The following is a 25,244-nucleotide window of genomic DNA, read 5'->3' as shown; positions in this document are numbered from 1 at the left end:
GGTTACCAGCCCAGTTCGTTCGCGGTGGTCTCGGCTATGGCGGGCGAGCAGGTCATCCCGCGCCCGCCGGGCCCGGTCACCAGCCAGACGCCGTCCCCCACCTGCTGGCGGTGGACGACCCGGCTGGTGTCGGTGCACTGCGCGTACACGCCCGCCCAGCGGTGCCGGACCTTCGGCAGCGGGCGGCCCAGGAAGGACTCGACGACCTCGGTGAGGTGCTCGTAGGGGTCTTCGAGGGTGTCGAAGGCGAAGGGGTGTTCGTACTCGTGGGTGTCGCCGATGGTCAGTCCGCCGTCCTGGCGCTGGACCATCAGGAGCTGCATCTTGTGCGCGGCGGCCACCGGCGCCTGCGCCTGCCCGGCGTTGAGCTCGTCGAGCGCGGGGGACGCGTAGGCGGGGTAGTAGCGGAAGCTGTCGGCGTCCGCGACCGACGTGGTCAGCGACTCGCCGAGCGGGGCGGTCTGCATCATCTGGAGCCGGACCCGGCGCACGGGCAGGTCGGGGACCAGCTCCCGGACCAGGCCGGACAGCCAGGCACCCGTGGCCAGGACGACGGCGTCACCGCGGTGCACGTCACCGTGGTCGTCGCGGACCGCGCCCGGACCCGCCAGTGCGCGGACCTCCCGGCCGGGGAGGAAGGTGTAGCGGCCCGTGGCCCGGAGGGCCTCGCGGAGGTGGAGCTGCGCGGTGCGCGGCTCGACGGCCGCGTCCCGCTCGCACCACAGGGCCGCCTCGAAGGCGCCGCGCAGGGCCGGGTTGGCCTTCCGGGCCTCGGCGGCGGTGACCAGCTCGTAGCCGCGGGCCGCGGCGTCCGGGCGGGCCACGGCCGCCTCGGCCACCGCGTACTCGCGGGCATTGCGGACGGGGGTGAGGGAGCCGATCGCGCGGAAGCCCAGGCCGGGCACCTCCGCGCCGATGCGCTCCCAGAGCTCGCGGGCCCGCAGGGCGGTGTCGAGCTCTTCGCCCCCGGCCCGTCCGCTGACCCAGATCTGGCCGAAATTGCGCAGTGACGCGCCCCGGGCCTCGGCTTCCCGCTCGATCTGGACGACCTCGTGGCCGCGTTCGACTGCTTGCCAGGCGTGCATGGTGCCGACCACGCCGCCTCCGACGACTATGACTCTCACGCCGTCCAAGGTGGTGGCGATCGGTGACCCCGGAGGATCCGGTCGGCGACGAGCCGGTGAACAGCCCGCCAAGCTTGGACCAGACCCGTTATCGTTCCGTGATGTGCAGTTGTCCCTTTGGGGGTGTATGCCGGGTGTGCGGGGTGGCCGGTGCGCGCTATTCGGGGCGCAGGCGCGTCGTGAAGCTGAACCGGTCACCACGGTAGAGCGAACGCACCCGCTCCAGCGGACTGCCCTCCCGGTCCCGCGAGAACCGGTGAATGAGCAGCATCGGAAGGGCCGGCGGGGTGCCGATCAGCAGGGCCTCACGGGGGGTGGCGAGGACCGTCTCCAGCTTCTCGTCGGCCTCGCCGAAGGGGATGCCGAGGCTGTCGTGGAGGTAGCCGTAGAAGGAGGAGTCCGGCTGGAAATCGATGTCGAGGCGGGGCGCGCGGGCGACCCGGATGTAGGTGCTCTCCAGGCCGACCCGCTCGTCATCGGCGAGCAGCACCCGCTCCAGGTGCCAGACGGGCTCACCGGTCTGCGCACCGATGCCCGGGGCGAGCGCGGCCGGGCAGGGGAAGCGCTCCAGGCCGATGAGGTTGCGGCCGGGGCGGCGGCCCTGACGGCGCACGCCCTCGGTGTAACTGGCGAGGGACAGCGGCTGCTCCAGCTTGGGGCCGGCGACGACCGTGCCGCGCCCCGACCGGCGGAGCCGGCCCTCCAGCAGCAGCTCGCGCAGGGCCTGCCGGACGGTCTCGCGGGACACCTCGTACCGCTCGGCCAGATCGCGCTCGGTCGGCAGCGCTCCCCCTTCGCCGAGCTCGTCGAGGAGGTCCGCGATCCGGGCCTTGACGGCGTAGTACTTGGGGATGCGGCCGTGCTCGGGAATACCGGAACGCACGGGCCGGCCGGGGTGGTGCTGCGGGGTCTGTTCTTCCACGTGGGGACTGTACGCGGGGCAGGTGTACGGAGATCTTCGCGCGGGGCGGGGGCGCCGGGGCCGGGGTCAGCGGGGGCGCCGGGGCCGGGGTCAGCGGGGGCGGGGTCAGCGGGGGCGGGGGCCGCGCAGGCGGCGGGCGCCCAGGAGCAGGCCGCCCCCGGCGGTGAGGGCCGCGACGGCTCCGGCCCCGTAGGCCCAGTCGTGGTCGCGGGGACCGGTGTGCGCGAGCGATCCCGCCTCGGCCGGATCCTGCGACCCCTCCACCGAGAAGCGGTACCCCCCGGCCTCCCCGACCCAGTCGCCGTCGTCACCGTGATCACCCCTGCGCTGGACGAGGGCCGCGTCGGCGACGACCTCACCGTGGGGGGTGTCGGGGGCGAAGGCGAGCCGCACGGTCACGGTGACCGTGCCGCCCGCGCCGACGGAGAACCCGGAGAAGGCGTCCCCGCCGTCGAACACCGCGATGATCTCGTCGCGGTCGGTGCGCTCCAGACTGACCGGGTGGGGGCCGCCCGGAGCCGCGAACTCCATCCGGAGGTGGGCGGGGCGCAGGGCCCGCGCCTTGTCCGTGAACACGACGACGGGATGGATCGCGGTGCACTCGCCGTTCGTGGTGTTCGTCAGGTCCAGCAGCCAGGTCTGCGCCCCGCCGCCGGCCCGGTAGACGGGCGGGCCGCCACGGATCCGGGCCCCGATGGGGAAGGCGGTGCTCTTCCCGTCCCCGCAGGTGGCCTCGACCCGCGAGGGCAGCGCGGGCGCGGGACGCGCACCGCCCCCGGCACCCACGTCCGCGACCCCGGCGGGGGCGGCGGTCGCGGGGGCGGGGGCGGCGGGGGCAGCGGCGGTCGCGGGCGCGGCGGCTGCGGCGGCGAGGAGCACGACGGTCGGGAGCACGGCGGTGAGGGCAAGGGCTTTGCGCATTCGCATGGAAGACCTTCGCTGCTCGCCGGACGGGACGATGATAGGACGAGGCGACAATCACCCCGGCCTGCCCGCACCCTGCCAGGCACCCCCGCGGCCCTCCGGGCCGCCGCGCGTGCCCCACCCCGGTTTACGCCTGAATGGCGCACGGGGTCAACCGCGACGGGGGGTGGGGGGCGGGGCGTGGGGGTGCAGCAAACCCTCCCTCGACGCGGACCGGCTAGGAACCCGCCGCCTCCGGGCCCCGGACCCGACCCCGGCCCGTCAGCGGCGCGGCCGGGTGGCCGAAGAACGGCCCCAGCGCCAGTTCCGCCGCGCCTTCCGCGATCCCGGGCCCGGACCCGGTCCCGGGCCCGGACCCGGCCCCGCCCGCCGTCACCGTGGGTGGGGGTGCGTCCGTCAGGGGGCGGGCCCTGAGGGCCGCGCGGACGCCGGTCACGAAGACGCGGGGATCCGCGTCCACGACCCGGCCTCCCAGCAGGACCCGGTCCACGTCGAGCAGCGCGACCAGGTTCGCCGCGCCCTCCCCCAGGATCCGTGCCGCTTCCGGCAGGTCGCCCCGGGCCACCGCGTCCAGGCAGAGCGCCTCCAGGCAGCCCCGCCCTCCGCACCGGCACGGCGGGCCGTCCAGCCGGAGCACCTGGTGGCCGAACTCGCCCGCCGCCGACCGGGCGCCCCGGTAGACCTCGCCGTCCAGCCGCAGCCCCGCACCGAGACCGGTACCGACGTGCAGGTACACCGACGTGCCCGTGCCCGGGCCGCCCGGGCCCCCTGCCGCGACAGCGGCGTTCGTGTCCTTGTCCAGCACCACCGGCAGCCCCAGCCGGCCCGCCAGTACCTCGCGCAACGGGAATCCCGCCCAGTCCGGGAAGCCGGTGACGCGGCCCATGACCCCGGTCCGCCAGTCGAGCGGGCCGGGCGCGGCGACCCCCACGCCGAGCAGCGGCCGGGGCCCCGCGCGCTCGGAGACCCGTACGACCGCTTCCAGGACCGCGTCCACGACCGGCCCGGGGCCCGCCCCGAAGTCCAGCGGTGCGCTCCGTCCCGCGACGACGGTGCCCGCGAGGTCGACCAGTACAGTCCTCAGTTCGTCCCGGTCCAGGTGCACGCCCACCGCGTGCCGGGCCCCGGGGACCAGGCGCAGGAGGGTGCGCGGCTTGCCGCCGGTGGAGGGTCCGCGGCCGGCGTCGGCCACCAGGCCGTCCGCGGCGAGCCGGGCCGTGATCTTGCTGACGGCCTGCGGGGTGAGGCCCGTGCGGGCGGCGAGTTCGGTGCGGCCGAGGCCCGGCGCGCCGGCGGCGCGCAGCAGGTCCAGCAGTACCGCCTCGTTGTGCCCGCGCAGCGCCGGCAGGTTCGCCCCGCCCCGGCCCGTTCCGTCACCCCTGTTCACCCGCCCATTGTCCACCCTCCTTGCACTTACACAACACTGTTGCCAAAGTGGTCGCATGAACGCCTCCCCCGCTCCCTCCCCCGCCTCCTCCGCCGGCGCCTCCCCGCTGCGCGTCGGGCTCGTCGGCTACGGACTCGCCGGCTCCGTGTTCCACGCCCCGCTCGTGACCGCCACCGAGGGCCTCGTCCTCGACACGGTCGTCACCTCCGACCCCGGCCGGCAGGCCCAGGCCCGCGAGGCCTACGACGGCGTCCGGATCGCCGCCTCCGCCGACGAGCTGTGGGAGCGCGCGGACGGCGAGGACGCCCTGGACCTCGTCGTCATCGCCTCCCCCAACAAGACCCACGTCCCGCTCGCGACCGCCGCGCTGACGGCCGGGATCCCGGTGGTCGTCGACAAGCCGCTCGCCGCCACCGCGGCCGAGGCCCGCGAGCTCGCCGCCCTCGCCGACCGGACCGGCACCTACCTCTCCGTGTTCCAGAACCGCCGCTGGGACAACGACTTCCTCACCCTGCGCCGACTGCTCGCGGGCGGCGACCTGGGCGAGGTCCTGCGCTTCGAGTCCCGCTTCGAGCGCTGGCGCCCGCAGCTCAAGGGCGGCTGGCGCGAGTCCGGCGCTCCGGAGGAGATCGGCGGCCTGCTGTACGACCTCGGCAGCCACGTCGTGGACCAGGCGCTGGTCCTGTTCGGCCCGGCCGTACGCGTCTACGCGGAAGCGGACGTGCGGCGTCCGGGTGCGGAGGCGGACGACGACACCTTCATCGCGCTCACGCACGCGAACGGTGTCCGCTCCCACCTCTACGTCAGCGCGACCACCGCCCAGCTGGGCCCGCGCTTCCGGGTCCTCGGCTCCCGGGCCGGCTACGTCAAGTACGGTCTGGACCCCCAGGAGGCCGCCCTGCGCGAGGGCCTGCGTCCGGGCGACGAGGGCCGGGCGTGGGGCGAGGAGCCCGAGCACCTGTGGGGGCGGCTGGGTTCCGGCGAGTCCCCGCTGACCGGCGGCGGCATCCCGGTGCGCACCGCGGCGGGCGACTACCCCGCCTACTACGCGGCGGTCGAGGCCGGGCTGCGCTCGGGCGGCCCGGCGCCGGTGACCGCGCACGAGGCGGCCCACTGCCTGGACGTGCTGGAGGCGGCGCGCCGGTCTTCGCTGGAGGGGGTCGCCGTAGACCTCTGACCGGCCACGGGGCAGGCGCATTTGGCGTGAAATCGACGCTTCGGAAGAAGTGGGCGACATATTCTTCACGAGCTGTCGATCATCACACGTGTGAAGGATGGAACCCCACCAGTGAAGCTGCCCCGGATCGCAACCGTCGTGGCCACCGCCGCGATAGCCCCGGCCGTCCTGCTCTCCTCGCCCGCGTTCGCCGCCGACTCCGCGCCGGCGGCGACCACGCCGTCCTCGTCGACCGTCCCCGACCAGGGCCAGCAGCCCGCGGGCCAGGGGAACACCGCCGACAACGGCGTCAAGGCGGACACGCCCGCCACGGACCCGTCGGAGGCCGCGGACCGGGCCGCCATCGAGCTGCTCCTCAAGAACCCGGCGATCGGGCCCGGCGTCCGCGCGGCGGCGGAGAAGGCCCTCAAGGGGAACGCCGCGGACCTGCGGACCTTCTTCACCGTCGAGCTGCCGAAGCAGCAGCTGGCGGACGACCGCGTACGGGTCGCCGGAATCGGTGAGGCGGGCGGGCGGCACGTACGGGCGGCCGCAGACGAGACCCTCCGGGTGAACACCCGCGAGGCGATCACCGAGTTCCTGGACAAGGGCCAGCACAAGGCCCGGTACAAGGACGACCTCGTCGAGATCACCCGCATGCTCGACGGGGCCGGCAAGGGCATCACGAAGGCCGTCAACGAACTCCTCGGCAAGGGCACGCCCGAGCAGGTCCGCGCGTTCGTCGCGACCGGCCAGCACACGATCCGCGCGGAAGACGACCGGGTCGCGGCGCTGGGGATGCTGAGGGACGCCGGCCCGGGTCTGCGGGAGGGCATCGTCAAGCTCCTCGAAGGCAACCCGAAGCCCGAGCAGCTGCGCGAGTTCATGAAGACCACGCAGCACGTGCTGCGCGACGACGACAACAAGGTCCTGATCTCGGCGATGGTGGCGAAGGCCGGCCCGGAGCTGAAGAAGGCCGCCCTCGCCGCCCTCAAGGGCACCCCGGCGGACCGGGCCGCGTTCCTGAAGACCGGGCAGCACGAGGCGCGCGCCAAGGACAAGGGAACGGGTACGGGCGGGCAGACCGGCACGCCGGGCACGGGCGGCACCCAGACGGGCGGAACGGGCGGCACGACGGGCACCGGCGGCACCACCGGGACCACTGGCACGACCGGGACCACCGGCACCACCGGGAACGGCAACGTGACCCCGGCCGGCAGCACCGGTTCCGGCCGGCTCGCGAACACCGGCGCCGGTTCCGAGAACGTCTGGATCGCGGGCACCGGCGCCGCCGCGCTCGCCGCCGGAGCCGGCCTGGTGGTCGCCAACCGCCGTCGCCGCACGTCCGCCGAGGGCTGATCGGCACCGGGTACGGGGACACGGAAGGGGCGGGCCGCCATGGGCGGCCCGCCCCTTCGCCGTGCGCGTCAGCTACGGCACGTGCGCTCAGGCGCTCTTGAACTCCTGGCGCTGGCGCCCGAGGCCCTCGATCTCCACCTCGACGACGTCACCGGCCCGCAGGAACGGCTTCGGCTCCGGCTGCCCGGCCGCCACGCCCGCCGGCGTTCCGGTGACGATGACGTCGCCCGGGTACAGGGTCATGAAGTGGCTCAGGTACCGCACGACCTCGCCGACCGCGAAGATCTGGTCCGAGGTGTGGCCGTCCTGCTTCAGCTCGCCGTTCACCCACAGCCGGACGTCCAGGGCCTGCGGGTCCGGCACCTCGTCCGCGGTGACCAGCCAGGGGCCGAGCGGGGTGAACGTCTCGCAGTTCTTGCCCTTGTCCCAGGTGCCGCCGCGCTCCGTCTGGAACGCGCGCTCCGTGACGTCGTTGGCCAGCAGGTAGCCGCCGACGTGCGCGAGACCCTCCTCGGCGGAGGACAGGTAGCGGGCGGTGGCGCCGATGACGACGCCGAGCTCCGCCTCCCAGTCGGTCTTCACGCTGCCGCGCGGGATCAGCACGGTGTCGTCCGGGCCGACCACGGTGTCCGGGGCCTTGAGGAAGACGATCGGCTCCGGCGGCGCCTCGGCGCCGACCTCGGCCGCGTGCCCGTGGTAGTTCAGCCCGATGCCCACGATCTTGCCGATCCGGCCGACCGGGGCGCCGATGCGCAGCCCCTCCGCGTCGAGGGCCGCGAGTCCGCCGGCCGCCGCGGCGTCCCGTACCCGGGACAGTACGGAGTCGTCGGCGAGCAGGTCGCCGTCCACATCCGTGATCAGGCCGGACAGGTCACGCAGGGTGCCGTCCTGGTCGAGCAGCGCGGGGCGCTCCGAGCCGGCGGGTCCGACGCGCAGCAGCTTCATGGGCATTCTCCCGTGGTCGTGGGTGGTCGGCCCGGGGCGTGCCGGGGCCGGCCGATGGGTTGCGGCCATCGGAGGATTGGTCGATCCTCCAAGATGTCCAACCAATCCGCAAGACCCTGTTCACAGACTGGAACGTGAAGCGGAACTCACTGCTCCGTCGGTCGCGCCCTCGGCGGCAGCCGCCGCACGGTCCTTGCGATGCTGGAGCCAGACCCGCTCGGCGACCGACCAGGCGGTGGTGGTCAGCAGGTACAGCCCCGCGGCGAGCGGCACCACGGCGGCCGTGATCAGCGTCCCGAACGACAGCAGGGGCAGTACGCCGCCCAGCTTGCGCATCGCCGCCTGCTGCTCGGCGGTCAGTTCCACCGGCGGCGCGGCGGGCGCCCCGGCCCGGGCGCCGGCCTTGGCCCCGGTTCCGGCCTTGGCCTTGGTCCCGGTCGCGGCCTTGGCCGTGCGGGGTGCGACGGCCGGCACCGGCAGGGCGGGGGCCGCCGCCGCGGCGCGCCGGCCCCGTACCGCGCTCCACGCGGCCACCACCGCGATCGCGGCGAACAGGCCGAGGAACACCAGGCCCTGCGGCCCGAAGAAGCCGCCCTCCTCCAGCGCCCCGGTCCAGCGGGAGCCGAGCGGGGCGGCGAACAGCCGGTGGCCCAGCAGCTCGTTGGCCTCGCCGCCCACCTTCGAGGAGGAGAACGCCTGGTACATCACGAAGAACACCGGCAGCTGGAGCAGTACGGGCAGACAGCCGGCCGCCGGGGTCGCGCCGCGGAAGGCGGCACGGCTCAGCGGATGCAGGGCGAGCCGTACGAGGACGGTGAACAGCACGATCGCGGCAGCGGTCGCGGACTCGGCCAGTACCGGCTCCAGGAGCCGGCCCAGCTCGGCGACAAGATGAGTGAAAACGGACACGCGGGCCCTCCGAGGGGTCTCGTCGAACGTCGAAGAAGGTGCATTTCGGCGTGACGACCCGCGAGGGGCGACGACAGTGATCGGCCCGACCTCGAACGGTCGGCGGAAGCAGAAGCGGAAGGTGCTGCGCGCCCCTACGCGGCCGTCGGAAGGAGACGGCCGGGTGCCCTGGGCCTGGACCGGCCCGAGGCGTCGGGATCGCGCTGCGGCAAGAACGCCGTGCGCTGCTCGCGATCACGGATCGCGGTACGTATGCGGTGCGGCGGCACGGGCCGCACGAGGCACGCGGCCAGTGCGGCGGCGCCCACGGCGACCACGGCCGCCAGCGCCACCACGGCGGCGGCCAGGCCGTTCTCCCCCGCCATCAGGCCGAGGAGCCCGCCGACGAGGAGGAGGACACCGAGCAGCCGGGACATCCGCGAGGAGGCGGAGGACGAGAGGAAGGCCGGGGAGGCGGACGAGCGAGGGGACGGGGCGGCGAAGGACAGCGGGGAACGGACGACGGCTCGCTCCGCCATGCCGGCCACCCCCTTCCGCTCGCGTCAGCACCACCCGTACGAACTCTCGTACGGGATCGGACCTCGGATCGATACTAACCGGGCGCACTGACAAGGGGAGGGGGGTCAGGACGCAACCTTCCCGGCCCCGCCCGCGTCCGCCCCCGGCCGCCGACGGCGGGGCTGCCTACCGGGGATCGGAGGCGAGCACCTCCGCGTCGGGCCGGCCGTCCGCCTCCGCGTCCCCCCGCGGCCCGGCCGCCCAGGACACCCCGAGCGCCACCGCCAGGTTCAGCATCAGCGCGACCATCCCCGCGTTCACCCCCCACACCGGGTCGTGCCCGGTGAACACCAGCCCGCAGACCACCGCCACGCCGACGGCCAGCCCGCCGACCGCGCCCGCCGCCGTCAGCCGGCGCCACACCAGCCCCAGCAGCAGCATCGGCAACAGTTGCGCCATGCCCTCGTAGGAGACGAGCGACAGCCGGACCAGGGTGCTGGGAGCGGCGTACGTCATCACCAGGGCCACCGACCCGGCGGTCACGACCACGATCCGCGAGGCGAGCACCTGCCGCTCCCCCGCACTCCACCGGGGCACGAGCGAGAGCACGCTCCGCCCCCACATCGTCCCGATGACCAGCATGAACACCGCCATCGGCACGATCGACGACAGCGCGGCGGCCACCCCGATCACCCCGACCGCCCACGCCGGCAGCGAGTCCACGACCAGCTTGAACAGCGCGAGGTTCGACTCGGCCCCCGTCAGCCCCGGCACCACGAACAGCGCGGCCATGCCCAGCAGCATCGGTACGAACAGCAGGACGTTGTACGCGGGCAGCAGCACGGCGTTGCGCCGCAGCGCGTCGGCGCTGCGCGCGCCGAGGTAGCCGGCCACGGTGGTCGGGAAGATGACGACGGTCAGCGCGTTGAGCACGGAGGTGCTCACGAACCAGCCGACCCCCAGCTCGCCCCTCCCGTCCTCGCCGGCGCCGTGCCCGGGCAGCGTCAGCCATGCCGGCTTCTCGGCGGCGAGCCGGTCGAAGAGCTCCCCGTAGCCGCCGAAGTAGTGCAGCGGGACGTACACGGCGAGGAAGCCCAGCGTCCCGATCACCAGCACGTCCTTGAGCACCGACACCCAGGCGCTGCCGCGCAGCCCGCTGACGACGACGAAGCCGGTGGTCACGGCGAAGGCCAGGAAGTAGGCCCAGTTCAGGGAGACGGCGCCGTAGGTCACGGTCGAGACGACCACGCCCATGCCGGTGATCTGGAGCTGGATGTAGGGGAGCAGGAACACCGTGGCCAGCACGGCCACGGCCGCACCGAGCCAGGGGCGCCCGTAGCGGTGGGCCACCATGTCGCTGATGCCGACGAGCCCGTGGCGGCGGGCGTAGTCCCACAGCATCGGACCGACCACGTAGCCGACGGCGTAGCCGCAGGACATGTAGGCGATGACGTACGTCACCGGGGCTCCGTAGTCGTACCCCCAGCCCGCGGCCCCGAGGTAGCTGAAGCTGGTGTAGCCCTCGCCCGCCATCAGGACCCAGATGAAGACGGTCCCCAGCGAGCGGCCGCCCACCGACCACTCCGCGAGCCCGCCGCCGCCCCCGCCCCGGCCGCGGACGGCGAGCAGGCCGAGCACGACGGTCGCCACCATGAACGCGCCGAAGACGGAGGTGGCGACGGCGGCCTGGCTCACGACGGGTCGCCCCTACGGTCGCCCCTTCGATCGTCCCTTCGGTCGCGCGTTCGGTCTTCGCGCCGGGACCCGCGCCGGTCTGCGCGCCGGGTGAGCCAGACGGCGAGCGGCGTCAGGAGGGTGGCCCCGAGCAGCCACACGAACAGGAACGGCACCCCGCCCACCCGCGGCTCGACCCGGTTCACCCACGGCAGCACCCCGAGGAACACCACGAAGGGCGCCCCCAGCCACACCAGCTGCGGACGCTTCAGCCATTTCGGACGCATCCACCCCACTTTAGGGGGACTTGAGGGTCCCCCACACCACCAGCCGGTACTTGGAGCTGTACTCGGGCGTGCAGGTGGTGAGGGTGATGTACGCATCGGGACGCCCGTACCCGTACTCGGGCCTGACCACGCTCCGCGGCACCGGTGCGATCACCCCGGTGTCCCGCTCGGTGGTCTCGTTCAGCACCTGCCCCACCACGTACGTGTAGCGCCGCCCGCGCACGTCGACCAGCAACTCGTCACCGGGGCGCAGCCTGTTGACGTACCGGAACGGTTCCCCGTGCGTGTTGCGGTGCCCGGCCAGCGCGAAGTTGCCCCGCGCGCCGGGCTGCGCCGTACCCGGGTACTGGCCGGCGTACCCCTTGTCCAGTACGGCCCGCTTGTCGACCCCCTGCGCGACGGGAACGGCGAGACCGAGGCGCGGGATGCGCAGGACGGCGTACGCCTCGTCCCGCGCGGGCTCCGGCTTCGGCTTCGCCGGCGGCTGCGGCTTCGTACGGGGCGGCGCGGCGGGCGCGGACCCCTCCGGGGACGCGGCCCCCGGCTCCGGGTCGGGTCCGGGCCCCGGCACGGCCCCTGACTCCTCCGGCTCGGAGGCGGGCGGCGGCACGGGCCCGTCGGGGGACGGGACCTCCGCCTCCCCCGCACCGCTGTCCCCCCAAGCCCTCTCAAGGCTCCGGACCTGTTCCTGCGCGGCGGCGACGGCCTGCCGGTTCGTCCACCACACCTGGTGCACCACCAGCAACGCCACCACCACACCCACCGTGGTGACGAACTCGGCGCCCACCCACAGCAGCCGCGCGAGACCCGCCCCGCGCCCCCGCCGGCCGCCCCCCTGCACCACCACACGCACGTGATCCCGCACGGCCCGCACCCTAAGTCCTCCCCCCTCAACTGACCAGCGGCAGTACGGTGTGAACCATGCGCCCCGACACGCCTGCAGAGCACATCGCCGAAGCCGAGCGCCTCATCCGCACGGCGACCCGCTACCCCGAGGACCAGGAGCCCCTGCTCCTCCAGGCCGCGGCCCACCTCGAACTGGGAGACGAACGGGACCGGGCGAGCACCCTGTACGACCAGCTCCTCTCCGGTTCACCGGCCGACCCGCACCTGATCAAGGCCCTGCAGGCCGCGAACCTGTGGGAGTACGGCCACGAGGCCGAGGCCCGCGCCCTGATCTCCGGCATCCGGGCCGCCGCCCCCGCGGACCCGGCCCCCTGGGAGGTCATCGCGGAAGCCCTCGAAGCCCACGACGAGCTGGAGGCCTCGCACGACTGCTTCACCGAGGCCGCGACCCTGCTGACCTCGGAGGACACCCCCCTCACCCCGGCCACCACCGCGCTCCTCACGGGCCGCCACCGGGTCCGCCGCCTCCTCGGACTCCCGCACGACGACTGGGACATGGTCGCCGACACCCGTCACGTCGGCCCGATCCCCCTCGACGAGCTCCACGACCCGAAGCGCATCTGGGCGCTCGGCTCCGACGACCCGGCCGAACTCCGCGCCGAGATCGCCCGCCTGCGCGCCGAACTCGGTGACCGCCGCGCCGCCCTCTCGCGGCCCTTCCCGGTGGCGATCCTGCACTGGCCCCAGCGCGAACTCTCCGAGCTCCTCACCTCGTACCCGACCCTCGCGGCGGAGTACCCCTCGCACGAGACCCACCTGACCCGCGTCGAGGCCTCGCTCCGCGCCCTCGCCGCCTCGGGCACCACGAACCTCGGCATCGTCACCGGCAGCGTCCCCTCGTACGAGGCCTTCGCCGCCTCGGAGAAGACCTCCCCGGCCTCCCCGTCCCTCCTGGCCGAGTACGCCACCACCCTCGCGGCCCGCGGCAAAGCCACCCCCTGGCCCCCGCCCCCCACCACCCCCTGCTGGTGCACCTCAGGCAAGCCCTACGCGGAGTGCCACGAGACGCCCGGAGCGGTCCACGGATGAGCAGGGGGCGTCTGATCCTGCAGGAACCGGGGGACATCTGCTCGAACGCCGAGGGGGGCGAGCACGTTCTGCAGGCCCCCGGCGAAGACACCGAGCTCCAGGCCGTCCTCGCTGAACTGCGCTCTTATGACGACATCGCGGGTCTCTACACCCGCGCCATCGCGAATTCGGTCGACTACGTACTCGACGGGGCCAGGACGGGCCGTTACAACCTGCTGTCCCCCGATGTGCATCCGGGCGAGAAGGCCTCCGTGGGAGCCAAACTGGAGTACGAGGTACTCCGCGCCTTCTGCCTGCCCAAGGTGCCGCCGCTGGACACCGTGCTGGCTGGCATACCCGTGGACATCAAGGCGACCGTCGGCGCGAACTGGACGATCCCTGTTGAGGCCCAGTGCCAGCTCTGCATCTGCACTCAGATAGGACTCGGCCGTGGCCGGCACCGGTCATGGCTCGTGCGTGCGCACCGTTCCTGGCTCTACCGGGGCACCGGGAACCGGGACGGCAAGCGGGGACTCGCCGCACACGCCCGCGAGCACTGGAGCGTGCCGCTCTACGACTGGACCCCGCTGCCGGTCAACCCGCTGACGCTGCTCACCCCGGAACAGGCTGGCAAGGTCCTCGCCAAGCGGCCGGGACAGGAACAGCGCTTCACGATGATGTTCAATTATCTGGAAGGGCTCGTCGTTCCGCGGAGCGTGATCACAACGGTCGGGGCGGGCAACCACGACCCCCTGAGGCGGGCACGCAACATCCGGGCTCGTCTCGCCCGTGACGGCCTCACTCTGCTCTGCGGGAAGTTTCCCGACCAGCGGGACCTCGCGGCCACCCACAAGATCACGTTGGGGCCGGAGGACTGGGTCGCCCTGCGGATGGAAGGAGGCCCGGAGCATGCCTGACGACAGCGCCTGGCAGCCGCCCGAGGGTTCCTGGGCCTCCTCAGCGGCGCGGCGGCGCAACATGCAGGCGATCCGCAGCCGTGACACCAAGCCCGAGCTGGTGATCCGCCGCCTCGTGCACGCGAAGGGGCTGCGCTACCGGATCGCCGCCCGGCCGCTGCCCGGCCTGCGGCGCACGGCAGACCTGGTGTTCCGGCCGGTGAAGGTGGCCGTGTTCGTCGACGGCTGCTACTGGCACGGCTGCCCTGAACACTACGTCTCGCCGAAGACCAACCCGGGCTACTGGTCTGAGAAGGTGGCCCGCAACATGGCCCGGGACCGCGATACGGACCGGCAGCTGGAAGAGGCCGGGTGGCTCGTGCTCCGGTTCTGGGAGCACGAGCGGTCAGACGTCTGCGCCGCGACGATCGCCGCCACCGTCCAGGAGCGGCGGAGCCTGTCCGCCGCCTCCGGCGTCTAACGTCCCGCCTTCCGCCCTTCCGGCCCCTCAGGGGCAACAGCCAGCAGAACCTCGGCGATGGCCTTTCCGACCGCCTTCGCCACCGGGGGCGGGAAGGCGTTCCCTACCTGGCGGTACTGCGCGGTCTTGCCGGGCAGCTTCCCTTCGGACGCGTCCCCTTCGAAGTCCCACTCCCGCGGGAACCCCTGGATGATCGCCGCCTGAGTAACGGTCAGCATCGGACCGTCAGGGCGGAAGAGGTCGCGTTCCCAGCTCTTCTTCTTCTCCACGTCCTTCGGCGCATTGGCTACACCCAGGGCGTCCACTCCGAGGTTCCTCCAGGCGGCCTTGGCCCGGCTCGGCCCGAGGTCGGCTCCGCCGTGCTTCTTGGAGCCTCCCACCAGGGTGGGTGCGATTCCGCCACTGGCGTCGCGCCAGTCGTCAAGTGCCTTCTGAGCCTGGGTGCCGGCGACCCCGCCCTGCTGGATGAACGGTTCGTACCGTTCAGCCATCGTCTCCTCAAGGGCGTCACGCACGCTCAGGAATTCCACGCCGGGGGTGGGCCACTGAAACTGCCGCCGTGCCAGGTACTTCTTCTGAATGGCGACAAGAATCGCGCGGGGGCGCAGCTGCGGCACGCCGAAATCGCTGGCCTCCAGGATCTCCCACTCGCAGACCTCATAGCTGAGATCCTCAGCATGGCCGGCGCCGTCGTATTCCTTGCGTTCACCAGTGATCGGGTCAGTCGCCTTGCCGCCCTGCAGGCGGGCGATGACCCATTCGCGATATTCTGAGAACTTCTCGTCTTTAATGCCGCGAACATTCTCGATCATGACGGCTTTAGGCAGCAGGTCATCCACGAGGTCGAGCATCCTGGGGAAAAGATCACGCTCGTCTTCCTTGCCGAGCTGCTTTCCGGCATGCGAAAACGGAGGACACGGAACACCCCCCGCGAGCAAATCGAGCTCACCCTGCTGCAACTGCCGGCCAAGATGCTTGAGCGGCTTCACGAGCTCGGCCCGCGGCTCGAAGAGGTTCACATCCTTGTTGATGATGTCGCAGTAGTCGCGTTCGAATTGCCAGCCGTCCCGATGGGCGATGTTGCGCCGCAGGGTCGCCACGGCATGCTGGTCGATCTCGACGAGGGCGAGGTGACGGAAGCCGGCCTGGTGGAGACCGATGGCTTGTCCCCCCGCTCCGGCGCAAATCTCAATCGAGGTCAGCGTGCGATCGCTGGCACCCATCGAGTCCTCCTGGTGTGGCAGATGCAGACAGGCCAGTGTCGCATCTGCCACCGACATCACATGCCGCCCGAGGCACCTCGGCCGTCCACGTGCCCCAGGACTCGTGCGCCGCCCCGTCCCTACCGGACGGCAGCCACGCCCACGTGGTCCAGCACGGCCCGGATGTCAGCCTCGTCCATACCGCCCACCGTCGGCCGTTCCTCCTGCAGGTCACCCAGTGCGCGCACGGAGGGATCATCGAGGATGGCGCCCATGAACTCGAGCTTCTCCGCGAGTCTCATGGCCACGATCTCGTCGATCGTCTCCGTCGCCGCGAGCACCGTGACCCGGGTCTCAGTCCCTGGCGCCAGCCCGAGCCGGTGGATGCGGTCGAGGCTCTGCAGGAAGCGTCCCGCCATGAAGTCACGGTCGACGTAGACCGCGTCGTGACACTCGTGGTGAAGGCTGATCCCCTCTCCCAGGGTCGCCGGATTGGAGATCAGGACGTGGCAGTCCGGATCCTCCCGGAACCGGCGCAGCTGCTCCTCCCGGTCAGGGGTGCCGCCGTGAACGGCGGCAGGACCGAATTCGCCCAGCAGCCCCTGCAGAGTGGTGATGCTGCGGACGAAGGTCGACCACACGAGGGTCTTCCGCCCAACGGCCGCATTCCTGGAAACGATGTCCCTCACCGCCCGGTATTTCGGCGGCAGCTCGTGCTGGGAAAGATTCTGGAGCAGGGTGTAGAGGGATTCGCCATCCGGAATGTCCAGAGGAGGCACCTGAAAACTGACCGGCTCGTGCCGGGTACTGCCCTCCACCAGCAGGGCCGGGCTGGTAGCGGCCATCAGCAGCCGCAGCATCGCCTTCCCCAGCGAGTCGAAGTCATCGCGCGCCAGCTCGGCGCGCGCCGTGTAGCGGCCTACCAGCGCATCGTAGATCTCCCGGTGCAAGCCCTCCAGAGGCACCGGAAGGATCACGGGCTGGAATGGCGGAAGCCCCAGCTCCTTCTTGGTCGTACGCGTGAAGAGCGGGCGCAGTACGGAGCTCGCGTAGGCGAGGTCACCGCCCGCGACTGCGTTCGTGACGACCCTGCGGCCGTGTCCCGGCCATACGAACGACAGGAGGTTCTCCAGGTCGCGGGCCCCGTTCGGCGCGGGCGTCCCGGTGAGGATCAGACGGCGCCGGCTCAGCGGCCCCAGCGCCATGCACGCGCTGCCGTAGGTCCCCTCCGCGCCGAGCTTCATCCTGTGCGCCTCGTCCAGGATCACCATGGAGGGGGCCGCGCGCAGCCATGCGGCGAGCCCGGACAGCGCCCGGTCGAGCCGTTCATAGTTGACGATCAGGATCTCGGTATGGGGGTCGGGCACCTTGCCCATCACCCGGGTCACCGGGACGGCGTCGAAGCACACACGGCTCTCGAAATCCCATGATTCGTAAGCCGATTTGGGACTCACGACGAGGAGGCGCCGCACGTCGCCCCGCTCCTTCATCGCCGCGTAGACGGCGAGAGCGACCCGGGTCTTCCCCGCACCGGGCACGCTGAAGTTGGCTCCGTGCCTCATGGAAAGCAGCCGGGCGACGTCCCTGCGCTGGAAGTCGGTCAGGCCAGCACGCCAGCCCGGCCCCAGGGCGGTCATCACATCGGCTTCGGCCACGGGTCCAGGGGCCTGCGGACCCTCGTCGAGGTGGCCAGCCGCCGTTTCCGCGTCGTCGAGGACGTCTCCGACCAACGCGGCGAGTTCCTCGTCCCACTCGACGGACTCGGGATGTGCCCACTCCGAAAGAACGTTCAGCCGGGAGAGGAAATCGTCGAGCGGCACTTCGAGCGTGAGGGGGCCCCGCTGACCGCCCAGCGGGAAGCTGGACGCCAGCTGGGCCAGGTCTGCCCGGTAGGGCTCACCTGCCTGGAGGGTGGCCTTCGTACGGGACACGTCGAACGCCAGCCTCAGCGACGGACCCGAGTGGTCGCTCACGCCTCCTCCTGGAGCATCGCCTCGAGCAGCCACGCCACGCCGTCGCCCGGTTCTCCGATGCTCCGGCCAGCTTCCCGGGCGAGCTTCGACAGGCTCGCCTTCAGCGCCAGCACCGCCTCGTCCAAGATCTCCTCGTCCAGGTTGCGCGATGCCCGGGCCAGCGACATGTCGGTCACACACTGCTCGATGTCCTGGACCGCGTCATAGAGACGGTCCGGAGCCGCCTGCTTGCGCTTGCGCACCCGGGCGTCCTTGCCCGCCGGCACCAGGGCTTCCTCCACCGCTTCCCTGGCCTGCTGCCATACTTCGGCAGCTTCCTGGAGCTTCGCGTCAGGCACGGTCCCGGTCGCACGGCCCACAGCCTTCGCCTGGAGCAGCACGTCGGTCAGCGCCTTCGCCGCAGCTACTTGCGGGCTGTCGCCCCACGCGGGGCGGCCCAGCCCCGGAATCACACCCGCGGCCTTCACGGGCGCCTCCTTGAGGCCGTCCGGCAGGAAGCGCTGGAGGTAGCGGGTCCGGAAGTCGACGTCGGCAAGACGCACGTCCGTCTTGGAGAATTCCAGCACGATCAGCGCCAGCTTGTTCTCCTTGAGCAGGTCGGCCTGGCCGGGGTTCTGCTTGACAGCCTTGGCGAAGGCCCGGTGAAGCTCACGCAGCTTCTCCTGAGCGTCCTCGAAGTCCATCAGCTTGAGCTGGGCGACCCCCGTCTCCGAGCGGGACACCAGGTCCCGCAGGCAGGAAAGCACCCACAGATCCTGCTCGGCGGTTGCCGGCCGGATACGGAAGTCCCTCGCGACATCGCCGATCGGCCGGCCGCTGGTCACCTGCTCGTCGATGGTCAGCAGCCGGTTGATGTACGAGTACGGGCGCCGGGTGTCGTGACGGAGCTGCAGCGACAGCTCTACGGCATTGATGTCGGCCCACGTGCAGGTCTCGGGGAGGACACCCACCCGGACGCTTCTCGCACCGAGTTCGCGGAGCGCCGCGACTCTCGTGTTCCCGTTGACGAGGATTCCGTCGCGGGTGATGAGGCCCGGTTCGTTCTGCCGGTATTCCTTGAGGCTCTCCTTGAGTTCGTCGAAGTCCCCGTCCCGCTTGGCGGGGTTCGACGGCAGGGCCTGGAGGAGGTGGCGGAGGTAGTCCTGGCTTTCTGGGCTCCAGGCGTCCTCCGAAAGGAGGCGGTCACGCGCCGGCTCGTAGCTGCGCTGGGCGCGGATCCGGTGCGTCGACGGGTTGAAGTAGACCTGATCGATCGGCATGTCGATGACCTGGACGACGATCGGGTTGGCCCGCCACTCGACGATCAGCGTTTCCTGCAGCCCGTCCCCCGAACCGGCTTCCTTGAGCCGCTGCTCGACCAGTTCCCGGTTCTCGGTGGCGCGCGGCGGCCGGCCGAAGTCCATGCTCACAGTTGGTTCTCCTCCAAAGGGCAACATCGGGGGTGCTGAGCGGGGGCCGCCCTGTCACGGCCCCCGCCATTCGTATTGTCGGACCTACGCCTGGCCCAAGGCCTGCCTGACCTTCTCGCGGGACTCGGCCGGCAGCGTCTGGATGTCGGCCCAGAGCCGCTCGACCAGGGCGAAGTCCCGTTCGCCCAGGTCCATCCAGCCTCCCAGCATCTTCAGCTCCATCGCCCCGAGCTTCGTCACGCCGGCGAGGACGCCGTTCAGGTCCGCCGTCAGCTTCTTGCCTCCGACCCGGCACCGGTTGCACTCGACCACGGGCTCCACCTTGCTCGTCCCGTCCGGCTGGCTCACGGGGCGGCGGGCGATGTCGAGCTGCGCGGATTCGTAGGTGCCGGCGTACACGGCGCCGGGGACGATGCCGCACGAGCGGCAGTAGTGCCCGTCCTTCGCCAGCAGTTCGCGGCGCTGGGTGTCCGTGTATCCCGTCGACGGCAGGGTCCCCTTGCCCTGCTCCCAGACCGGCTCACCCGCCGACACGAAGCGCTGTTCATGCTGGCCCAGACTGGTGTCCTCACGGTTCGTGTCGATACGCCAGCCGTGGCTCCTGAGTTCACGCACCCGGCGGTCGATCTGGCTCAGCCCCGGGAACGCCGTACGCACGTCCTCCTTCGTGAAGACGCCGCCCTCTCCGACCTCGGTCAGCAGCCACAGCGCCGCACGCCGCTTGGCTCCCAGCTTCTCATCAGTCCACGACGGCAAAGTCATGCGCGCAGTTCCCCTCTATCGAATCAGCCGGAAAACGGCTGGCCGAAACCCGTGGATACCCCCCGCCGGGAACTTCAGCCAACGCCCCAACCTTTGCTCATCGTCCGCGCGCTTTCCAGCCTGTGTCCGAATTCCCAGCCAGGTGAAAACCCTCCGGGCGTTCCGCTCGTACCGAACTCAGGTGAAACTTCGGAGGGTTGGATCTTCACTGAGAACGGAGCTGCCTTGCCCCAGGAATTGACGATGCCCGACCGCCGGTCCCCGGACCAGCGCGCCCTGGCGGCGGCTCTTACAGCCGTACAGGAGGCGACGGAGCGCTCCCAGCGAGGCATCGCGGAGGATGCGGGAATCTCCCCGGGCACCCTGTCAACCCATTTGAACGGTGCACGGGTTCCCACAGAGCCCCTGATGAAGAGCTTCTACGAGGCCGCACGGGCAGCGGCAGCCTCGATCGACGCCACCCTCCCGTTCACCCTTGCTGAGCTGACGGAGCTGCGGCACCGTGCCTCCGCCCGGCACTGCCTGTGCTGTACAGCGGCCAGTTCGGAGCGGGTACCGGGAACCCTGGACTCCCCTCCGGTGGAGCGGAAGACGCCGGCCTATCGCACCGCTTACCGGATCAAGCACGAACGACGCGCGCAGCGGAAGCAGAAGCTGGCGTCCCGATCCGCACGGGCGGCGCCCGCGGCTGGGGTGCCGGTCCCCCAGCACGAGGGGGACCGGCACCCCGCGCAATACACGGACGGGGCCGCTTGGACTGAACTGGAGACCGTTGCGCGCTATCTGTCGGAGGACAGACACCGCGACGCGGCCATCCTGCTGTGGCGGGCCGGTACGACCTTGACGCCCCTTCAGCTCTTGGAGGCCGTCTCGTCCTGCCGGAGCACGGGGCTCCACGAAGCCGCCGACGCCGTTCTCACCGGCGCCTCCCAGCGCGCCGACAAACAGGCGGTACTGAACATCACCGCCGCCTTCCACCACGCTGGCCGGCACGAGGACGTCGGATACCTATTGGCGGCATCCGCTCAGTAGCCGAGCGGGAGCGGGAGCTGTTGGTGGCCGCGGGCTTGGGCTGTGGGTGGGGTGGGGCGGGGGGTCGTGAGGGTGAGGAGGGTGCGGAGGGCGGCGAGGACTTCGGCCGGGGTGTCGCGGAGCATCGACGGGGTCGCGCTGACCACAAGGATGCCGTGGGACTCCAGGCGCAGGCGCCGGCGGAGGGTGGCCTGCCAGGCGTCGCGGGTGTAGTGGTACTCGGCCGAGTCGACCTCCAGGGCCACGCCCTCGTCGGGCCAGTAGGCGTCCGGGCTGGCCAGGAAGGCGCCGTCCGGGGTGTAGAGGCGGGCGTTCCAGAGCGGGGTCGGCAGGTCGGTGGCCTCGAGGGTGTCGCGGGCCCGGGCCTCGGCGACCGAGCGGACCCCGGCCAGGAGTTCGGCGGCGGCCGCGCGGACAGCGGGGCGGGTGAGGAGGCGGGAGGTGCGGAGTTCGGCGTGGAGGTCGTGCGGGTGGCACCAGCCCGCCTGGACGACCTGGGCCAGCACGGAGCGGATGCGGTCGGGGAGCGCTCCGGGTTCCGTGCGGGCCGCCAAGTCGGCGGCGGCGCGTACGGGGTGGGCCGCGGGGACGCCGGACACGGTCATGGTGCGGGGCCAGCGGTTCGTGGTGCGGGGGCGGACCCCGGGGGCGGGGGCGAGCCGGCGCGGGGCTCGGATCAGGACCTCGGCCGGGGTGTGCGGGGTGTCGCGGATGCCGAGGAGGGCGAGGGCGGCGCCGCCGGTGAGGACGGCCGTCTCGCCGGAGAGCGGGTCGGCGGTGGGTTCGGCGGCGTACAGGACGGCGGCGAGCGCGCGCTGGCGGGGGTCAGGGGGGCCGGTCTGCAGGAGGTAGACCCGGGGCAGCAGGCGCTGCCAGGGGCCGCCGGGGCGGGTGCGGGAGGTGATCGTGCCGGCGGGGATCCCGGCGTTCGCGGTGAGCTGGTGCCGGGTGGCGAGGCCGAGCTGCCGTCGGGCCGGCTTCACGAGGGAGGAGTTGGGCTTCGGCTGCGGTGTGGTGATCATGGCCCGGATATGCCCGGCGCCGTGGGCGGGCTACCCCGCGTACGGAGGTTCGTGACACGGGGAGGGCGGACCCCCTCCGGCGGGCGAACGGGACCGCAGCGGGGGGCCGGCCCGGGCGGGGCGGGCCGGGCGGGAGCGCGGGCGGGGCGCACGGCGTCGTCGCGGGGCGGGCACTCCGGGCGGGTGGGTTGAGCTGGGGGCCGGGGAGGTGGGGGTGTCAGGGGGTTGGGTGGGTGGGGGACAGGAAGACGACTACGCCCGTTTCGGTGCCGGGGAGGGCGGGGACCTCGCGCCAGCCCAGGCGGCGGTAGGTGGCCACCGTGTCCGTCGCCAGGCGTGAGGTCAGCAGCCACGCCCGGCCCTCGGGGGCGTCGGCGGTGATCTCGGTGAGCAGGGCCCGGCCGGTGCCGTGGCCGCGCGCGTAGCCTCGTACGGCCAGCTCGTCGATCTCCAGGGCCCCGACGAGCAGTTCCCGTACGCGGGCCGCGCCAAGCTGGGCGGCGACCTGCGGGTAGGCGCGGTTCTTCGGGAAGGGGGCCGGGGTCAGCCAGCCGGTGGCGAAGCCGTCGATGCCGGTCGCGGACTGGACGAAGGCCGTACGGAATCCCGTGCGCCGGACGTCCGTCTGGAGCCGGGCCGAAAACTGGCGAATGGTTTCTTCACCTTCGTTCCACGGCGGTCCGGAGAACACGTCCGCGTAGGCGTCGACCAGCTCGTCCGCGAGGTCGAGGACGGCTCGTCCGTAAGAGATCAAGGCGTCGACTCCTGGTGGTGGGTTGAGCGGGTTTCCCCCTGGAAGACCGAATCTACGCCTTCGGGGTTCCCTGCCCGGGCCGTCCGCAGAAACGGAGAGTGTGCGACAAATCGCCTCCGCGCCGTCCGTGTCGCACGCCCGGCCACGGCGTTGAGCAGCCCGTGGACAGACTGCTGCGCATCGCGCGCCGGTACGCACTCGCCTTCCTGCTCGTCCTCGGGGTCGTCGCGGTGTTGCCGCGTGCCGTACAGGACGCGGTGCCGCACGGCGTCATCGGCGGGGCCGTGCTCGTGCTCGGCGCGGTGGGCGCCCGCCGGGTGGCCAGGAGGCCGCGTTAGCCTCGTGGACGGGGCGTGTGCGTCGGACTGTCGGCACGTCATCAGCATCAACGTCAGCCAAGAAGACCGAGGGAGTTCTACATGGCGCGGGTACCGAGTTCCGTGGTGGCGGCCGCAGGCCTGGTCGGCGGCTACGCCGTCGCCCGCTGGACCAAGAAGCGGCCCCTGGGCGGGGTCGTCCTCGGCGCCGCCGGGGTCGTGGCCGGGCGGGAGTGGCACCGGCGCGCCGGCACCCCGGTCGCGGCCGGGCTCGGGGCGCTGTACGTCGCCGGCTTCGCGGGAGCGCACCCGCTGGCCAAGAAGGTCGGGGCCTGGCCGGCCGTCATCGGAGCCGCCGTCGTCGTGGCGGCGACGACCTGGGCGGTGGCGGACCGCGCCTGACCCTGCCCATGCCCTGGCCGGGCGGTTACGAGGAGGGATCCCGCCCCGGCGCGTACCCGGCCCCTGGATGCGGGGCCGCCCCGCCCCCGGCGCGTACTTGCCCCTGGATGCGGGGGCCTCCCCGCTCCCCGCCGCGCTACCTGCGCCGTGGATTCTGCGGGGCCAGCCGCCCCGCACCCGTACCGACCGCCCGCCCGCCGGGGCCCAGGGCCCGCCCGCCGGCCCGGGCCGGGGAAGCCTGACGGCCCCGGCCAGGGTCCGCCCGCCCGGAATCGGCCCCCACCCGCGTCGGCCCGCCGCCGCGCACCACAGGACCGGCACCGCCGAGCCGCCCACCGCGAGGGCCTCCCCGCCCCGAGCGCGAGCGCTGGGCCCGCCCGGCACCGGCCCCCACCCGCACCGGCCCACCGCCGCGCCCCGCAGACCGGCCCCCGGTACCGGCCCCCGCCAGGCCGTACAGCGCGAGCGCCAGGCCGAGCCCGCCCCGCCCCCTACGCCCCGAACGCCCGGGAGACCGAGTAGATCAGCAGGCCCGCCAGTGCGCCGACCACCGTGCCGTTGATGCGGATGAACTGGAGGTCGCGCCCGATGTGGGCCTCGATCTTGCGCGAGGTGTGCTCCGCGTCCCAGCTCGCCACCGTGTCCGTGATCAGGGAGGTGATCTCGGCGCGGTAGGTGGTGACGACGTACACCACCGCGCCCTCGATCCAGCCCTCCACCTTCGCCTGGAGCCGGCCGTCCGTCGCCAGCCGCGCGCCCAGCGCGATCAGCGAGGCCCGTACCCGCAGCCGCAGTTCGCTCTTCTCGTCCTCCGCCGCCGAGATGATCATCGAGCGGATCGCGGTCCACGCGGAGGCGATCACGTCCTGCACCTCGCCCCGCGCCAGGATCTCCGACTTCAGCCGCTCGACCCGCGCCCGCGTCTCGGTGTCCGACTGGAGGTCGGCCGCGAAGTCCCGCAGGAAGCGGTCCACCGCCCCCCGCGCCGGATGCTCCGGCATGTCCCGCATCTCCGTCACGAAGCGGAGCAGCTCCTTGTACACGCGGTCGCCGATCTTGCGGTCGACGAAACGCGGGGTCCAGCCCGGTGCCCCGCCCTGGACGGCGTCCATCACCGAGTCCCCGTGCGTCACGAGCCAGTCGTGCGCCTTCGTGCAGACGAGGTCGACGGCCCGCCGGTGCCCGCCGTCCGCGACGACCCGCTCCAGGGTCTTGCCGATGCCCGGCGCGATCTCGGCGCTCTCGGCCCGCCGCGTGATCGCCTCACCCACGACGGCCTGCACGTCGGAGTCCCGCAGGACGGTCAGCGCCCCGCGCAGCGCCGTCGCCAGCTCGGCCGTGACCCGGTCGGCGTGCGCGGGCTCCGCCAGCCAGGCGCCGAGGCGGCCGCCGATGCCGAGGGCGTGCAGCCGGGCGCGTACGACGTCGGAGGAGAGGAAGTTCTCGCCGACGAACTCCCCCAGGGTGACGCCCAGCTGGTCCTTCTTCGTCGGGATGATCGCGGTGTGCGGGATCGGCAGCCCGAGCGGCCGCCGGAACAGCGCCGTGACCGCGAACCAGTCCGCGAGCGCGCCGACCATGCCTGCCTCGGCCGCCGCCGCCACGTACCCGGCCCAGCCGCCCGCGCCCCAGGCGTGCTGGGCGTACTTGGCCAGTACGTAGACCAGCGCGACCAGGATCAGCAGGCCCGTCGCGGTGGTCTTCATCCGGCGGACGCCGCGCCGCCGTTCCTCGTCCGCCGCGTTGAACACGAACGCGCCCCGGGGCGGCGGGGGTGGCGCGGTCCGCGCCCTCGTGCGGCTGTCCACGTCTTCCACGGGCTCCTGCCTTCCCCCGGTGGCCGGTTTTGTCTGCATAGCATCCGACTCCCGGGCGGCCCGGGGAGTTCCCGGCGC

25 protein-coding genes are annotated in these 25,244 nt (G+C 72.6%); 8 read left to right on the top strand and 17 right to left on the bottom strand.

The window, feature by feature from the left end; all coding sequences use genetic code 11:
* Window positions 1-2: 2 nt before the first annotated feature.
* The 4 genes from ABZZ17_RS13720 to ABZZ17_RS13705 form a co-directional block, all read right to left on the bottom strand.
* The gene (locus ABZZ17_RS13720; protein ID WP_356875392.1) at window positions 3-1,124 is read right to left on the bottom strand and encodes a TIGR03364 family FAD-dependent oxidoreductase; all 1,122 of its coding nucleotides are present in this window, start codon (window positions 1,122-1,124) and stop codon (window positions 3-5) included.
* A gap of 157 nt (window positions 1,125-1,281) precedes the next feature.
* Window positions 1,282-2,046 (bottom strand): GntR family transcriptional regulator, encoded by a 765-nt coding sequence (locus ABZZ17_RS13715; RefSeq protein ID WP_356875390.1) that lies wholly within the window; start codon window positions 2,044-2,046, stop codon window positions 1,282-1,284.
* A gap of 105 nt (window positions 2,047-2,151) precedes the next feature.
* A complete protein-coding gene (locus ABZZ17_RS13710; RefSeq protein WP_356875388.1) occupies window positions 2,152-2,967 on the bottom strand; it encodes a hypothetical protein in 816 nt (271 codons plus the stop codon).
* Between the two features lie 220 nt (window positions 2,968-3,187).
* On the bottom strand, window positions 3,188-4,357 hold the full coding sequence (locus ABZZ17_RS13705; protein WP_356875386.1) for an ROK family transcriptional regulator: 1,170 nt from the start codon (window positions 4,355-4,357) through the stop codon (window positions 3,188-3,190).
* Window positions 4,358-4,412: 55 nt separating this feature from the next.
* Between ABZZ17_RS13705 and ABZZ17_RS13700 the strand changes: the two genes are divergently transcribed.
* Window positions 4,413-5,534, top strand: coding sequence for a Gfo/Idh/MocA family oxidoreductase (locus ABZZ17_RS13700; RefSeq protein ID WP_356875384.1), 1,122 nt, complete (start codon window positions 4,413-4,415; stop codon window positions 5,532-5,534).
* 111 nt (window positions 5,535-5,645) lie between these two features.
* The gene (locus tag ABZZ17_RS13695; protein ID WP_356875382.1) at window positions 5,646-6,872 is read left to right on the top strand and encodes an ALF repeat-containing protein; all 1,227 of its coding nucleotides are present in this window, start codon (window positions 5,646-5,648) and stop codon (window positions 6,870-6,872) included.
* A gap of 87 nt (window positions 6,873-6,959) precedes the next feature.
* On the opposite strand, the gene ABZZ17_RS13690 is transcribed toward ABZZ17_RS13695, so the two are convergent.
* The 6 genes from ABZZ17_RS13690 to ABZZ17_RS13665 all read right to left on the bottom strand — a co-directional run bounded on the left by ABZZ17_RS13690 (window position 6,960) and on the right by ABZZ17_RS13665 (window position 12,050).
* Entirely contained in the window at window positions 6,960-7,817 is an 858-nt protein-coding gene (locus ABZZ17_RS13690) for a fumarylacetoacetate hydrolase family protein (RefSeq protein ID WP_356875380.1), read from the bottom strand.
* A 120-nt stretch (window positions 7,818-7,937) separates the two neighbouring features.
* Window positions 7,938-8,726: a YidC/Oxa1 family membrane protein insertase gene (locus tag ABZZ17_RS13685; RefSeq protein ID WP_356875378.1), complete on the bottom strand. Its 789-nt coding sequence runs from the start codon at window positions 8,724-8,726 to the stop codon at window positions 7,938-7,940.
* Between the two features lie 134 nt (window positions 8,727-8,860).
* On the bottom strand, window positions 8,861-9,142 hold the full coding sequence (locus ABZZ17_RS13680) for a DUF6412 domain-containing protein (protein ID WP_356875462.1): 282 nt from the start codon (window positions 9,140-9,142) through the stop codon (window positions 8,861-8,863).
* A gap of 268 nt (window positions 9,143-9,410) precedes the next feature.
* Window positions 9,411-10,877, bottom strand: coding sequence for a sodium:solute symporter family protein (locus ABZZ17_RS13675; protein ID WP_356875460.1), 1,467 nt, complete (start codon window positions 10,875-10,877; stop codon window positions 9,411-9,413).
* A 38-nt stretch (window positions 10,878-10,915) separates the two neighbouring features.
* Complete coding sequence (locus ABZZ17_RS13670; RefSeq protein ID WP_356875376.1) at window positions 10,916-11,185, bottom strand: DUF3311 domain-containing protein; 270 nt, start codon at window positions 11,183-11,185, stop codon at window positions 10,916-10,918.
* Window positions 11,186-11,195: 10 nt separating this feature from the next.
* Window positions 11,196-12,050 (bottom strand): class E sortase, encoded by an 855-nt coding sequence (locus ABZZ17_RS13665; RefSeq protein WP_356875374.1) that lies wholly within the window; start codon window positions 12,048-12,050, stop codon window positions 11,196-11,198.
* Window positions 12,051-12,106: 56 nt separating this feature from the next.
* On the opposite strand from ABZZ17_RS13665, the gene ABZZ17_RS13660 reads away from it, so the two are divergent.
* Genes ABZZ17_RS13660 through ABZZ17_RS13650 form a run of 3 tightly spaced genes read left to right on the top strand, consistent with a single transcriptional unit; the run spans window position 12,107 to window position 14,476 of the window.
* Window positions 12,107-13,120, top strand: a complete 1,014-nt coding sequence (locus ABZZ17_RS13660) for an SEC-C metal-binding domain-containing protein (RefSeq protein ID WP_356875372.1) — start codon at window positions 12,107-12,109, stop codon at window positions 13,118-13,120.
* On the top strand, window positions 13,117-14,016 hold the full coding sequence (locus ABZZ17_RS13655; RefSeq protein ID WP_356875370.1) for a NaeI family type II restriction endonuclease: 900 nt from the start codon (window positions 13,117-13,119) through the stop codon (window positions 14,014-14,016). Before ABZZ17_RS13660 ends, ABZZ17_RS13655 begins: the two co-directional genes overlap by 4 nt.
* Window positions 14,009-14,476, top strand: a complete 468-nt coding sequence (locus ABZZ17_RS13650; RefSeq protein WP_356875368.1) for a very short patch repair endonuclease — start codon at window positions 14,009-14,011, stop codon at window positions 14,474-14,476. Before ABZZ17_RS13655 ends, ABZZ17_RS13650 begins: the two co-directional genes overlap by 8 nt.
* Here ABZZ17_RS13650 and ABZZ17_RS13645 read toward each other — a convergent pair.
* From ABZZ17_RS13645 to ABZZ17_RS13630, 4 genes are all read right to left on the bottom strand, one after another.
* Window positions 14,473-15,699, bottom strand: coding sequence for a DNA cytosine methyltransferase (locus tag ABZZ17_RS13645; RefSeq protein ID WP_356875366.1), 1,227 nt, complete (start codon window positions 15,697-15,699; stop codon window positions 14,473-14,475). The two genes, ABZZ17_RS13650 and ABZZ17_RS13645, sit on opposite strands and share 4 nt — an antisense overlap.
* Before the next feature lie 119 nt (window positions 15,700-15,818).
* A complete protein-coding gene (locus ABZZ17_RS13640) occupies window positions 15,819-17,651 on the bottom strand; it encodes a DEAD/DEAH box helicase (protein ID WP_356875364.1) in 1,833 nt (610 codons plus the stop codon).
* Window positions 17,648-19,060 carry a transcriptional regulator gene (locus ABZZ17_RS13635; protein ID WP_356875362.1) on the bottom strand — a complete coding sequence of 471 codons (1,413 nt, stop codon included), beginning with the start codon at window positions 19,058-19,060 and terminating at the stop codon, window positions 17,648-17,650. Before ABZZ17_RS13635 ends, ABZZ17_RS13640 begins: the two co-directional genes overlap by 4 nt.
* An 84-nt stretch (window positions 19,061-19,144) precedes the next feature.
* Window positions 19,145-19,822, bottom strand: coding sequence for a hypothetical protein (locus ABZZ17_RS13630; RefSeq protein WP_356875360.1), 678 nt, complete (start codon window positions 19,820-19,822; stop codon window positions 19,145-19,147).
* A 408-nt stretch (window positions 19,823-20,230) separates the two neighbouring features.
* Here ABZZ17_RS13630 and ABZZ17_RS13625 point away from each other — a divergent pair, with 408 nt between their 5' ends.
* Entirely contained in the window at window positions 20,231-20,854 is a 624-nt protein-coding gene (locus ABZZ17_RS13625; RefSeq protein ID WP_356875358.1) for a hypothetical protein, read from the top strand.
* Here ABZZ17_RS13625 and ABZZ17_RS13620 read toward each other — a convergent pair.
* Together ABZZ17_RS13620 and ABZZ17_RS13615 are read right to left on the bottom strand one after the other, a co-directional pair.
* On the bottom strand, window positions 20,848-21,876 hold the full coding sequence (locus ABZZ17_RS13620; protein ID WP_356875356.1) for a hypothetical protein: 1,029 nt from the start codon (window positions 21,874-21,876) through the stop codon (window positions 20,848-20,850). The genes ABZZ17_RS13625 and ABZZ17_RS13620 overlap by 7 nt on opposite strands.
* Window positions 21,877-22,093: 217 nt before the next feature.
* Complete coding sequence (locus ABZZ17_RS13615; protein WP_356875354.1) at window positions 22,094-22,630, bottom strand: acetyl-CoA sensor PanZ family protein; 537 nt, start codon at window positions 22,628-22,630, stop codon at window positions 22,094-22,096.
* 161 nt (window positions 22,631-22,791) lie between these two features.
* Between ABZZ17_RS13615 and ABZZ17_RS13610 the strand changes: the two genes are divergently transcribed.
* Window positions 22,792-22,968, top strand: coding sequence for a hypothetical protein (locus tag ABZZ17_RS13610; protein ID WP_356875352.1), 177 nt, complete (start codon window positions 22,792-22,794; stop codon window positions 22,966-22,968).
* Between the two features lie 81 nt (window positions 22,969-23,049).
* Window positions 23,050-23,349, top strand: a complete 300-nt coding sequence (locus ABZZ17_RS13605) for a hypothetical protein (protein ID WP_356875350.1) — start codon at window positions 23,050-23,052, stop codon at window positions 23,347-23,349.
* A gap of 491 nt (window positions 23,350-23,840) precedes the next feature.
* On the opposite strand, the gene ABZZ17_RS13600 is transcribed toward ABZZ17_RS13605, so the two are convergent.
* On the bottom strand, window positions 23,841-25,205 hold the full coding sequence (locus ABZZ17_RS13600) for a DUF445 domain-containing protein (protein ID WP_356875348.1): 1,365 nt from the start codon (window positions 25,203-25,205) through the stop codon (window positions 23,841-23,843).
* Between the last annotated feature and the right edge of the window lie 39 nt (window positions 25,206-25,244).

It is taken from the genome of Streptomyces sp. NPDC006512, from assembly GCF_040611935.1.
Taxonomy (GTDB): domain Bacteria; phylum Actinomycetota; class Actinomycetes; order Streptomycetales; family Streptomycetaceae; genus Streptomyces.
The sequence above is the reverse complement of the archived record's forward strand: the minus strand, read 5'-3'. Positions and strand labels throughout refer to the sequence as shown.